General features: G+C 74.4%; 10 protein-coding genes. 7 read left to right on the forward strand and 3 right to left on the reverse strand.

Annotated elements, in window-relative coordinates; genetic code table 11:
- On the forward strand, positions 1–575 hold a 575-nt coding region (locus tag WCS02_RS11770; protein WP_340293303.1), incomplete at its 5' end, for a hypothetical protein.
- Between the two features lie 99 nt (positions 576–674).
- Here the strand turns inward: WCS02_RS11770 and WCS02_RS11775 are convergent.
- Positions 675–3,122 (reverse strand): RelA/SpoT family protein, encoded by a 2,448-nt coding sequence (locus WCS02_RS11775; protein WP_376983737.1) that lies wholly within the window; start codon positions 3,120–3,122, stop codon positions 675–677.
- A 238-nt stretch (positions 3,123–3,360) separates the two neighbouring features.
- Here WCS02_RS11775 and WCS02_RS11780 point away from each other — a divergent pair, with 238 nt between their 5' ends.
- Genes WCS02_RS11780 through mnhG form a run of 6 tightly spaced genes read left to right on the forward strand, consistent with a single transcriptional unit; the run spans position 3,361 to position 9,499 of the window.
- Positions 3,361–6,213, forward strand: a complete 2,853-nt coding sequence (locus WCS02_RS11780; RefSeq protein ID WP_340293305.1) for a Na+/H+ antiporter subunit A — start codon at positions 3,361–3,363, stop codon at positions 6,211–6,213.
- Entirely contained in the window at positions 6,210–6,638 is a 429-nt protein-coding gene (locus tag WCS02_RS11785; RefSeq protein ID WP_340293307.1) for a Na(+)/H(+) antiporter subunit C, read from the forward strand. Before WCS02_RS11780 ends, WCS02_RS11785 begins: the two co-directional genes overlap by 4 nt.
- Positions 6,635–8,344 (forward strand): Na+/H+ antiporter subunit D, encoded by a 1,710-nt coding sequence (locus WCS02_RS11790; protein ID WP_376983724.1) that lies wholly within the window; start codon positions 6,635–6,637, stop codon positions 8,342–8,344. The genes WCS02_RS11785 and WCS02_RS11790 overlap by 4 nt, the downstream gene beginning before the upstream one ends.
- Positions 8,341–8,895 (forward strand): Na+/H+ antiporter subunit E, encoded by a 555-nt coding sequence (locus WCS02_RS11795; protein ID WP_340293309.1) that lies wholly within the window; start codon positions 8,341–8,343, stop codon positions 8,893–8,895. Before WCS02_RS11790 ends, WCS02_RS11795 begins: the two co-directional genes overlap by 4 nt.
- The gene (locus tag WCS02_RS11800) at positions 8,892–9,152 is read left to right on the forward strand and encodes a monovalent cation/H+ antiporter complex subunit F (protein ID WP_340293311.1); all 261 of its coding nucleotides are present in this window, start codon (positions 8,892–8,894) and stop codon (positions 9,150–9,152) included. The genes WCS02_RS11795 and WCS02_RS11800 overlap by 4 nt, the downstream gene beginning before the upstream one ends.
- Positions 9,149–9,499, forward strand: coding sequence for a monovalent cation/H(+) antiporter subunit G (mnhG, locus tag WCS02_RS11805; RefSeq protein WP_340293313.1), 351 nt, complete (start codon positions 9,149–9,151; stop codon positions 9,497–9,499). The genes WCS02_RS11800 and mnhG overlap by 4 nt, the downstream gene beginning before the upstream one ends.
- Before the next feature lie 22 nt (positions 9,500–9,521).
- Here mnhG and secF read toward each other — a convergent pair whose 3' ends face one another.
- A complete protein-coding gene (gene secF, locus WCS02_RS11810; RefSeq protein ID WP_340293315.1) occupies positions 9,522–10,721 on the reverse strand; it encodes a protein translocase subunit SecF in 1,200 nt (399 codons plus the stop codon).
- The coding region (gene secD, locus WCS02_RS11815; RefSeq protein ID WP_340293317.1) for a protein translocase subunit SecD at positions 10,718–12,116 on the reverse strand (1,399 nt) is incomplete at its 5' end. The genes secD and secF, both read right to left, overlap by 4 nt.

Below are 12,116 nucleotides of genomic sequence, written 5' to 3' on the forward strand. Positions count from 1 at the left end.
ACCGCTGCCCGCCGCCGCCGCTCGTCCGCGCCGGCGAGCTCTGCCTGCCCCCGGGCGCCGAGCCGCAGGCCGCCCGTCACGTCCTGGGTGACGTCCTCGTCGTCGCCCCGCAGGTGACGCCGGAGCACCGCGCACGCGCGCTCGCGCTGCTGCTGGCGCCGGCGCACGGGGGCGTGGTCCGGGCCAGCGCGGCCTGGCTGTGGACCGGCGACCCGTCGCTGCGCCCCGCCCGGGTCGACCTGGCCCCGGCACCGTCCGCCCCGCCGGTCCCGGGCCCGCGGCCGTCACCAGACCGGGCGCTGCCGGTGCGGCGCGCCCGCTGGTGGGCCGGCGCCGCATGGACCGTGGTCGGCGGCACGGCCGTCACCACCCCGACGACCACCGCCGCGGAGTGCTCCCGGCTGCTCCCCGTCGGGCCGGCCCGCCGGTGCGTGGAGGCGCTGACCCTCTCGGCCTCCGTGGACCTCGAGGAGGTCGCCCACCTGCTCCGGGCCGCGACCCCGGCCGGATCCCCCGCCCCGCCGGGCACCGCCGACGCGCTCGCGCTGCTCGCCTCCCTCGGCGCGGCTGCGTGAGCGCCCGTCGTCCGGGCCCGACCGCCGTCGTCCGGGCCCGGCCGCGCGAGCCGGGACGAGCCCGTGCACGGCCGCGCGCCGGCGGGGAGCCCGGCGGTGCTAGTCGGCGGCGACGTCCCGCTGGACGCCGGAGGTGACGCGGTAGACGTCGAAGACGCCCTCGACCCGGCGCACGGCGTTGAGCACGTGGTCCAGGTGCTGCGGGTCGCCCATCTCGAAGGTGAACTTCGACAGCGCCACCCGCTGGTCGGACGTCGACACCGACGCGGACAGGATGCTCACGTGGTGGTCCGACAGGGCCTTGGTGACGTCGGACAGCAGCCTGCTGCGGTCCAGCGCCTCGACCTGGATCTGGACGAGGAACACGCTGCTCGCCGTCGGCACCCACTCGACCTCGAGCATCCGCTCGGGCTCCCGGCGCAGGGTGGCGATGTTGCCGCAGTCCGTGCGGTGCACCGACACGCCCTGTCCCTTGGTGACGAACCCGAGGATCTCGTCGCCCGGCACGGGGGTGCAGCAGCGGGCCAGCTTGACCCACACGTCGTCGGCGCCCTTGACGACCACCCCGGACTCGTTGAACCGGGGCCGGGCGACCCGCCGGCTCGGTGTGGTGACCTCGGCCAGGTCCTCCTCGGTGCCGTCGGCCCCGCCGAGCGCGGCGACGAGCTTCTGCACCACGGACTGGGCGCTGACGTGGCCCTCGCCGACCGCCGCGTACAGGCCCGAGACGTCGGTGAAGCGCATCTCCTGCGCCAGCGCGACGAGCACCTCGTGCGACAGGACCCGCTGGATCGGCAGGTTCTGCTTGCGCAGCACCCGGGCCAGGGAGTCGCGGCCGGCCTCGACGGCCTCCTCGCGGCGCTCCTTGGAGAACCACTGGCGGATCTTGTTCCGCGCCCGGGGGGAGGCCACGAACGCCGCCCAGTCGCGGCTCGGGCCCGCACCGGCCGCCTTGGAGGTGAAGATCTCGACGACGTCGCCGTTCTGGAGGGTGCTCTCCAGCGGCACCAGGCGCCCGTTGACGCGGGCCCCCATGCAGCGGTGCCCGACCTCGGTGTGGACGGCGTAGGCGAAGTCGACCGGGGTGGCACCGGCGGGCAGCGACATGACGTCCCCGCGCGGGGTGAAGACGAAGACCTCCTGGGCCGCCACCTCGAACCGCAGCCCGTCGAGGAACTCCTCGGGGTCGCCGGTCTCGGCCTGCCAGTCCAGCAGCTGGCGCAGCCACGACATGTCGCTGGGGTCGGCGAGCGCGCCGTTGGCCACGACGCCGGAGCGCTTCTCCTTGCCCCCGCCGCCGCCCTTGTACTTCCAGTGCGCCGCGACGCCGTACTCCGCGCGACGGTGCATCTCGAAGGTGCGGATCTGGACCTCGACGGGTTTGCCGCCCGGCCCGATCACCGTCGTGTGCAGCGACTGGTACATGTTGAACTTGGGCATCGCGATGTAGTCCTTGAACCGCCCCGGCACGGGGGTCCAGCGGGCGTGCAGCGCGCCGAGCACGGCGTAGCAGTCGCGCAGGGTGTCCACGAGCACCCGGGCGGCCACGAGGTCGTAGATGTCGGCGAAGTCCCGGCCCCGCACGATCATCTTCTGGTAGATCGAGTAGTAGTGCTTGGGCCGTCCCGTGACGCTCGCCCGGATCTTGGCCTCGCGCAGGTCGCCGGCGATCTGCTCGCGGACCTTGACCAGGTACTCCTCGCGCGCGGGGGCCCGCTCGGCGACCAGGCGGACGATCTCGTCGTACACCTTGGGGTAGAGAGCAGCGAAGGACAGGTCCTCCAGCTCCCACTTGATGGTGTTCATGCCCAGCCGGTGGGCCAGCGGGGCGTAGATCTCCAGGGTCTCGCGGGCCTTCTTCTGCGCCGACCCGGCGGAGACGAACTTCCACGTGCGGGCGTTGTGGAGCCGGTCGGCGAGCTTGATGACGAGCACGCGGATGTCGCGCGCCATCGCCACGACCATCTTGCGGACCGTCTCGGCCTGGGCGGCGTCGCCGTAGGTGACCTTGTCGAGCTTGGTGACGCCGTCGACGAGCAGCGCGATCTCGTCGCCGAAGTCCGCCCGCAGGTGCTCCAGGTCGTAGTCGGTGTCCTCGACGGTGTCGTGGAGCAGCGCGGCCGCCAGCGTCGAGGTCGGCATCCCCAGCTCGGCGAGGATGGTGGCCACCGCGACGGGGTGGGTGATGTACGGGTCGCCGCTCTTGCGGACCTGGCCCTCGTGCGCCCGCTCGGCCACGGCGTAGGCCCGCTCGAGCAGGGACGTGTCGGCCTTGGGGTCGGCCGCACGCACGGTGACCAGCAGCGGCTCGAGGATGGGGCTGACCTGCACCCGGGCCGTGCCGGCGCGGCGAGCCCAGCGCGACAGCAGCCGCCCGGTGCCGCTGGGCGGGACGGCCCCCGGGGCGGTGTCGGGCACGGCGACCGCGGTGCCGGCAGGAGGGGTCGTGGCCACGGCGCCGGCCGTGCCGGTCGCGGCGCTGCCCGTGGCAGTGCTGCCCGCGGCGCCCGGGGGGCCGGCTGCACCGGCAGGGGCGGCGAGGCGCACGTCATCGGTGCTCCGACCAGTCGCTGCGTCCACGTCCCCTCCTCCCGCAAGTCTAGGCGGACCGCGGCCACCGCTCGGCACCCGTCCACGCCGGTGACCCTTGGTAACCTGTCCCTGGCGGTGCCGCCCGGCCGGCCGGCCGGGGAGCGCGCCGCCCGGGTGCCGCGGTGCGCGGCACCCCTGCCCTGTCCTCGGCCACGCCGGTCGACACCCGCCCCAGACACCGGGAGGCCGACGCGTGCTGGTGGTCGTGCTCGTGCACCTGCTCGCCGCCTGCCTCGCGCCTGCCCTCGTCCGCCGGCTGGACCGCGACGCCCTCCTCCTGCTGGCGCTCGTGCCGGGTGCCTCGGCGCTCTGGCTGGCGGTCCAGGGCCCGGACGAGCGGGTCGAGCGGTACGCCTGGGCGCCGCAGCTGCACCTGGACGTCGTCCTGCGGCTGGACGCCCTGTCGTGGCTCATGGCTCTCGTCGTCACCGCCGTGGGCACGCTCGTCATGGTCTACAGCTCGCGCTACCTGGGGCGCGGCCACCGCGGCCTCGCGCCGCTCACGGGCAACCTCGTCGCCTTCACCGGGGTGATGGTGGGCCTGGTGCTCGCCGACAACGTCCTGCTGCTCTTCGTGTTCTGGGAGCTGACGACCGTTTTCTCGTACCTGCTCATCGGCGAGGACGCCCGGCAGAAGGCGAGCAGGCGGGCGGCCATGCAGGCGCTGGTCGTCACCACGGCGGGCGGCCTGGCGATGCTCGTGGGGCTCGTCGTGCTCGGCGAGACCGGCAGCTACGAGCTGTCGTCGCTGGTCGCCGACCCGCCGTCGGGCACCGTCGTCGACGTCGCTGTCGTGCTCGTCCTCGTCGGGGCGCTGAGCAAGTCGGCGCTGTTCCCGCTGCACTTCTGGCTCCCTGCCGCGATGGCCGCCCCCACCCCGGTGAGCGCCTTCCTCCATGCGGCCGCCATGGTCAAGGCCGGGGTGTACCTCGTCGCGCGGCTCGCGCCCGGCTTCGCCGAGGTCGCGCCGTGGCGGCCGCTCGTCGTCACCCTGGGCCTGCTCACCCTCGTCCTGGGGGCCTGGCGCGCGGTGCGGCAGACCGACCTCAAGCTGCTGCTGGCCTTCGGCACCGTCAGCCAGCTCGGCCTGCTCACGGTGCTCGTCGGGCTCGGCACCCGGGAGGCCATGCTCGGCGGCCTCGCCCTGCTGCTGGCCCACGCCACCTTCAAGGCCGCGTGCTTCCTGGTCGTCGGGGCGGTCGACCACGCCACGGGCACCCGGGACATCCGGAGCCTCAGCGGCCTGGGCCGGCGGATGCCCGTGCTGGCCGCGGTGGGGACCGTGGCCGCCGCCGGCATGGCCGCCGTGCCGCCCTTCGGCGCCTTCGTCGGCAAGGAGGCCGCCTACGAGTCGCTGCTGCTGCCGGGGACCCTGCCGCCCCTGGCCGCTGCGGCCGCCGTCGCCGCCGTGGCCGTCGGGTCCGCGCTCACGGTGGCCTACAGCGCCCGGTTCGCCTGGGGCGCCTTCTACCGGCGGGCGGACGAGCGGGTCGACGACCACGCGCTGCGCGTGCCGGTCGACGCCGGTCACGGCCTCGGCCCCGCGCTCCTGGTGCCGCCCGCCCTGCTCGCCGCGGCGACGCTCGCCGTCGGCGTCGCGGTGCCCCTGCTCGACGGCCCGCTCGTCCGCCACGCCGACCTGCTGCCCGCCCGCTACGAGGGCACGTACGAGCTGGCCCTCTGGCACGGCCCGAGCCCGGTGCTGCTGCTGTCGCTGGCCGCCATCGCGCTGGGCGTGCTCGCCTTCCTCCAGCGCCGCCGGGTCGCCGCGGCCCAGGCCGCCGTCGGCGGCCACGGCGACGCGGACATGGCCTACCGGCGCTCCATGCGGGCCCTCGACCGGTTCGCCGGCGCGGTGACGGCCGCCACCCAGACCGGGTCGCTCCCCCGCTACATCGGCGTGATCATGGCGGTGCTGCTCGTGCTGCCCGGCGCGGCGCTGATGGGCACGTCGAGCACGTGGAGCCTGCGCGCCTGGGACACCCCGCTGCAGGCCGTCGTCGCCGTCGTCGTCGTCGCGTGCGCGCTGGCCGCCGTGCGGCTGCGCCAGCGGCTCACCGCGGTGCTGGTCGTCGGCGTCAGCGGCTACGGCGTCGGCGTCCTCTTCGCCCTGCACGGCGCCCCGGACCTGGCGCTCACGCAGTTCCTCGCCGAGAGCCTCACGCTCGTCGTCTTCGTGCTCGTCCTGCGCCGCCTGCCCAAGACCATCACGCAGCGGCACACGGTGCGGCTGCGCCTGCTCCGGGTGGCCGTCGCCGTCCCGGTGGGCCTGCTCATGGCCGGCCTGGCAGCCACGGCGGTCGGCGCGGGCGCGCCGTCGCGGGTCAGCGAGGCCTTCCCCCAGGGCGCGTACGACTTCGGCGGCGGCAAGAACGTCGTCAACGTCACCCTCGTCGACATCCGCGCCTGGGACACCATGCTCGAGGTCGCCGTCCTCGTCGTCGCCGCGACGGGCGTCGCGAGCCTCGTCTTCCTCGACCGCCGCACCGGCCGGCCCGAGAACGTCGGCCAGGCGTCGGCGTCGGCGACCGAGCGCGGCCGTGCCCGGCGCGCGGCCCGCAGCGAGAGCGGGGCGTGGTTGCGGGGCAGCGAGCTGCTGCCCGCCGGGGAGCGCTCGGTGGTGCTCGACGTGGTCGCCCGGCTGCTGTTCCACCCCATCCTGTTCGTGTCGCTCTACCTGCTGTTCGCCGGGCACAACGTGCCGGGCGGCGGCTTCGCGGGGGGCCTCGTCGCCGGGCTCGCGCTGGTCGTCCGCTACCTCGCGGGCGGGCGCTACGAGCTCGGCGAGGCCGCGCCCGTGGACGCCGGCCTGCTGCTGGGCGGCGGCCTGGTCCTCGCCGGCGGCACGGGGGTCCTCGGGCTGCTCGTCGGGGCGGACGTGCTCCAGACCGCCATCGTCGAGTTCCGGATGCCCGTGTACGGCGACGTCAAGATCGTCACGTCCCTGGTGTTCGACATGGGCGTCTACCTGGTCGTGGTCGGGCTCGTCCTCGACGTGCTGCGCAGCCTGGGCGCCGAGCTCGACCGGCAGGAGGCCGAGGCATGAGCGCGAACGCGGTCTACCTGCTGCTCGTCGCCGTGCTGTTCTCCGCCGGGGTCTACCTGGTCCTCGACCGGAGCCTGACGCGCGTCCTGCTCGGGGTGCTGCTCGTCAGCAACGGGATCAACGTCCTCGTCCTGTCGGTGTCCGGCCCGGCCGGCGGCCCGCCGCTGTACGGCACCACGCCGGTCGAGGAGATGAGCGACCCGCTGCCGCAGGCGCTCATCCTCACCGCGATCGTCATCACGCTGGGCGTGGCCTCGTTCTTCCTCGCGCTCACCTACCGGTCCTGGGCCCTCGACGAGCGGGAGGACGTCCGCGACGACGTGGAGGACGTCCGCCTGGCCGCGCTGCGCCACGACGAGGACGCCCGTTCCGGCAGCGACCCCGACGACTACGGGGACGACCCCCAGGCAGGTGGTGACCGGTGATCGCCGTCCTCCTGCCGCTGCCCGTGCTCGTGCCGCTGCTGGGCGCCGGCCTGGCCCTCGTGCTCGGGCGCCGCCCCCGCGGCCAGCGGGTCGTCAGCCTGGCCTCGCTCACCGTCGCGCTCGCCGCCGCGGTGTCCCTCGTCGTGCTCGTCGACCGGGACGGCCCGGAGTCCCTCGAGGTGGGGCGCTGGGCCCCGGGCGTGGGCATCTCGCTGGTGGCCGACCGGCTGTCGGTCCTCATGCTCGTCGTCTCGGCGACCGTGCTGCTCGGGGTCCTCGTCTACGCCGTCGGCGAGGGCGTCACCGACGGCGACCGCAGCGGGACACCGGTGTCGATCTTCCACCCGACCTACCTCGTGCTGGCTGCGGGCGTGGCCAACGCGTTCCTCGCCGGCGACCTGTTCAACCTCTACGTCGGCTTCGAGGTGCTGCTGGCGGCGAGCTACGTCCTGCTCACCCTCGGCGGCACCGCGGCCCGGGTCCAGGCCGGCATCACCTACGTCGTGGTGAGCCTCATCTCCTCGTTCCTGTTCCTCGTCGGCATCGCGCTGGTCTACGCCGTGACGGGGACGCTCAACATGGCGCAGGTGTCGCTGCGGATGGCCGAGGTCCCCGCCGACGTCCAGGTCGTCGTCCACCTCGTCCTGCTGCTGGCGTTCGGCATCAAGGCCGCGGTGTTCCCCCTGTCGGCCTGGCTCCCGGACAGCTACCCCACCGCCGCGGCACCCGTCACCGCCGTGTTCGCGGGGCTGCTCACCAAGGTCGGCGTCTACGCCGTCGTCCGCACGGAGACGCTGCTCTTCACCGAGGACTCCCAGCGCACGCTGCTGCTCGTGGCGGCGGTGGCCACCATGGTGGTCGGCGCGCTCGGCGCCATCGCCCAGAGCGACATCAAGCGGCTGCTGTCCTTCACCCTGGTCAGCCACATCGGGTACATGGTCTTCGGGGTGGGGCTGGGCAGCGAGCAGGGCCTGGCGGGGGCGCTGTACTACGTCGGGCACCACATCCTCATCCAGACCGCCCTGTTCCTCGTCGTCGGCCTGGTCGAGCGGCGCGCCGGGTCCACGAGCCTGCTCCGCCTCGGCGGGCTGGCCACCACCGCCCCCGCCCTGGCCGTGCTGTTCTTCGTCCCCGCGATGAACCTCGGCGGGATCCCCCCGCTGTCGGGCTTCCTCGGCAAGGCCGTCCTGCTGCAGGCGGGCGTCGCGGACGGCGGCCCGCTCGCCTGGACCGCCGTCGCCGGTGCCGCCCTGACGAGCCTGCTCACGCTCTACGCGGTGGCCAAGGTGTGGGGCAAGGCGTTCTGGCGCCCGCTGGACGCTGTGCCGCCGGCCGACCCCGGCGCCGACGCGGGCGACGGTGCCCCGCGGACGGGCAGCTCCGCCGCGCGCACGGCGACCGTCCTCACGGACGTCGCCGACAGCGACGCCGGCAGCACCCGGGTGACGACCGCGCCGCGCGCCGCGGAGACCCTGCCCGCGTCGCGGTCGATGTGGGGGGCGACGATCGGCCTGGTCGCCGTCACCCTGGGCCTCACGGTGTTCGCGGGCCCGCTCACCGCCCTCACGGCGACCGCGGCGGCGGACCTGGTCCGGCCGTCGGTCTACGTCACCGCCGTGCTCGTCGAGGGCGAGGCAGGGCTGTCCGGCGGCGAGGTCGGGCTCCCGCCTGAGCCCGGCACCCCCGGCGCGAGGACGGCACCATGACGACCTCCCGCCGCCGCCGGCTGCTGACCTCCGCCACGGTCGTCGTGCTCCTCGCCCTGCTCTGGGTGCTGCTGTGGGGGACGTTCTCGGCCGGCAACCTGCTCAACGGCCTGCTGCTCGCGCTCGTCGTCACCCGCGTCTTCCCGCTCCCCGACACCCACGTCGGCGGGCGGGTGCACCCCGGGGCGGCGCTGGTGTTCCTCGGCCGGTTCCTCGTCGACCTGGTCACCGCCAGCGCGCAGGTGGCCTGGCTCGGCGTCCGTCCCGGTCGGCTCCCCGTGAGCTCGGTCGTGGCGTGCCCGGTGCGCAGCTCCTCCGAGCTCCACCTCACCGTGCTCACCGAGGCGCTGTCCCTGGTGCCCGGGTCGGTCGTCATCGAGGTGCGCCCGGACCTCGGCCTGCTGTACGCCCACGTGCTCGACGCCGGGGACGACGCCGCGGTCGAGGCGTTCCGTGCCCGCGTCCTCCAGGTCGAGGCGCAGGTCGTCCGCGCGCTCGGCACGCCCGAGGACATCGCCCTGCTCGACCAGCCGCCCCGGAGCCGCGCGTGAGCCTCGTCGTCCCTCTCGTCGCGGTCATGCTGGCCGCCGCCGTCCTCGTGACGGTGCTGCGGCTGCTGCGCGGCCCCACGACCCTGGACCGGGTGGTGGCCACCGACATGCTGCTGGCCCTCACGCTGTGCAGCCTCGCGGCGCTGGCCGCGGCCCGCGTCGACTCCTCCATCACGCCGGTGCTGCTCATCGGCACCCTGCTCGGCTTCGTCGGCTCGGTCGCCGTCGCCCGCATGGTCGGCAGGCGGGACCCGTGAGCGCCGCGACCGTCCTGGACGGGCTGTCCGCGGTGCTGCTGCTGCTCGGGGCCTCGCTCGCGCTCGCGGCGGCAGTCGGCGTGCTCCGGTTACCGGACGTGCTGTCACGGATGCACGCGGCCACCAAGCCCCAGGTGCTCGGCATCCTGCTGTGCCTGTCGGGCGCCGCGCTGCGGCTGCGCGACTCCCCGGACGTGTGGCTGCTCGTCCTCGCCGCGGTCTTCCAGCTGCTGACCGCACCGGTCTCCGCGCACATGGTGGCGCGGGTGGCCAACCGGTCCCGGCACTACCGCCGGGCCGGCCTCTTCGTCGACGAGCTCCCCCCGGAGCGGCCGCAGCAGGGCTGACGGGCCGTCCGGGGGGCGGGCGTCAGCGGCGGCTGCGCGGCGGCCGCTTGGGCTGGACCCGCTTGACCTGCCGCTCGGCGAGCGTGGACCGGTCGTAGAGCAGGTCGTCGTCGGTGCCCTCCGGGACGTCCCCGTCGTGCCCGGGCGCGTCGGCGACGAGCACCGAGCTGCCGGACCGCGAGCCGCCGGTGCCGCCCGCGGTGGCGGTCCGGCCGGCGCGGCCCGAGCCCCCGCCGCTGCGCACCGGACGGTCGGCGCGCGCGGCGAGCACCTTCTTCTCCAGCGCCTTGATCCCCGGCTCGCGCTCCCGCAGCTGCACGAGCAGCGGGGTCGCGATGAAGATCGAGGAGTACGTGCCGAAGGCGATGCCGATGAACAGGGCGAGGCTGAGGTCCACGAGCGTCCCGACGCCGAGCAGCAGCGCGGACACGACGAGGATGGCCCCGACGGGCAGCAGCGCGACGATGCTGGTGTTGATGGAGCGGACCAGCGTCTGGTTGACGGCGAGGTTCGCCGCCTCGGCGTAGGTGGAGGCCTGGGTGTCGAGGGCCTCCTCGGTGTTCTCGCGGACCTTGTCGAAGACGACGACGGTGTCGTAGAGCGAGTAGCCGAGGATGGTGAGGAAGCCGATGACGGTCGCCGGGGTGACCTCGAGCCCGATGAGCGCGTAGAGGCCGACGGTGATGACGACGTCGTGCAGCAGCGCGACGAGCGCCGCCACGGCCATCTTCCAGGTGCGGAAGTACAGCGAGATGACGACGCCGACCAGGACGAGGAACACCACCAGGGCCTGCAGCGAGCGCTGGCTGACGTCCTGGCCCCACTGCGGGCCGATGAAGCTGGCACTCACGTCCGAGGTCTCGACGTCGTAGGCCTCGGCCAGGTTCGCGGCGACCTCGCCGCTCTGCTCGGTCGACACCTCGCCGGTGCGGATCCGCAGGGTGTCGCCGCCGACGACGGCGGCCTGGACCTCGCTCTCGCCGAGGACCTCCTGGACGGCCTCCTCGCCCTCGATGGTGCTGACCTCGCCCTGGACGCCGGCGACGCGGAACTCGGCCCCGCCGGTGAAGTCGATGCCCAGGTTGAAGCCGCGCAGCAGCAGCGCGAGCAGGCTCACGAGGATGACGGCGCCGGCGATGGCGTACCAGGTGCGACGGCGGCCGACGAAGTCGTAGGAGCGCTCGCCCGTGTAGAGCCGGTTGCCCCACTGGTCGATGTTCACAGGACTGCCCCTTCGTCGGCGCGTGCCGCGGCGCGCTTGCGCTCGGCGAGGGTGGTGCCGGTGCCCGTGCCGGTGGCAGCGGCGGTGCGGCCGGGGACCGAGCCGCTGCGGACGGCGCGCCGGGCGACCACGGAGCCCAGGTGCTCCGGGTCGAAGCCGGAGAGCCTGTGCCCGTCGGCGAAGAACCGGGTCCGGGCGAGCAGCGTCACCAGCGGCTTGGTGAACAGGAACACGATGATGAGGTCGATGACCGTCGTCACGCCGAGGGTGAAGGCGAACCCGCGCACGCCGCCGACGGCGAGCAGGTAGAGGACCACCGCGGCGAGGAACGAGACGGCGTCCGAGGCGAGGATCGTGCGCCGGGCGCGCTCCCAGCCCCGCTCGACGGCGACCTCCAGGCTGCGGCCGTCGCGGATCTCGTCGCGCACGCGCTCGAAGTAGATGATGAAGGAGTCGGCGGTGATGCCGATGGCGACGATGAGGCCGGCGACACCGGGCAGGCTCAGCCGGTAGCCCTGCCGCCAGCTGAGCAGCAGCAGCACCCCGTAGGTGATGACGCCGACGACGAGGAGCGAGGCCACGGTGACCAGGCCGAGCGCCCGGTACTGAAGCAGCGAGTAGCCGACGACCAGCAGCAGGCCGACGAGGCCGGCGATGAGGCCGATCCGCAGCTGCTCGGTGCCGAGCGTCGCCGAGACGCTGTCGGTCGACTCCACGGTGAACGACAGCGGGAGGGCGCCGAACTTCAGCTGGTTGGCCAGCGACTCCGCCGAGTCCTGCGTGAAGTTGCCCGAGATCTGCGGACGGCCGTCGGCGATGATCCCGTTCATCGTCGGGGCGGAGATGACGAGGCCGTCCAGGACGATGCCGAACCGGTTCTGGTCTCCGGTGAGGCCGAAGAGCCGGCGGCTGATGTCGGTGAACTCGCGCGTGCCCTGGCCGTCGAACTCGAGGTTGACGACGGGCTGGCCGTTGGAGACGCCGGTCTGGCTCTGGCCGAAGCCCCACTGGGCGTCGGCGATGCGCTCGCCCTCGACCTCGACGGGGCCCAGGACGTACTTCTCGAAGCCGTCGACGGAGCAGACGACGAGCGGGCGGTCCGGCTCGCCCTGCTCCACGCGGGTGACGGTGGTGGGGTCGGCCGGGTCGACGCAGACGAGCGCCTCGAACTCGGCGAGCACGTCGGGGGTGAGCTGGGCCAGGTCGGAGCCGTCGGTCGGCTCGACCGCGGGCTCGGCGGCACCGCTGGGTACCGGGGCGCCGCTGGGGACGGCCGCGTCGGTGGGCACCGCGGCACCGGTGGGGACAGCGGCGTCGGTCGGCACGATGGTCGGCGCGGCAGGCGGGACCGCGGCGTCGGTCGGCACGGCGGCGGGGTCGGCCGGCGCGGAGGGC

Source organism: Aquipuribacter hungaricus (assembly GCF_037860755.1).
Taxonomy (GTDB): Bacteria; Actinomycetota; Actinomycetes; order Actinomycetales; family JBBAYJ01; genus Aquipuribacter; species Aquipuribacter hungaricus.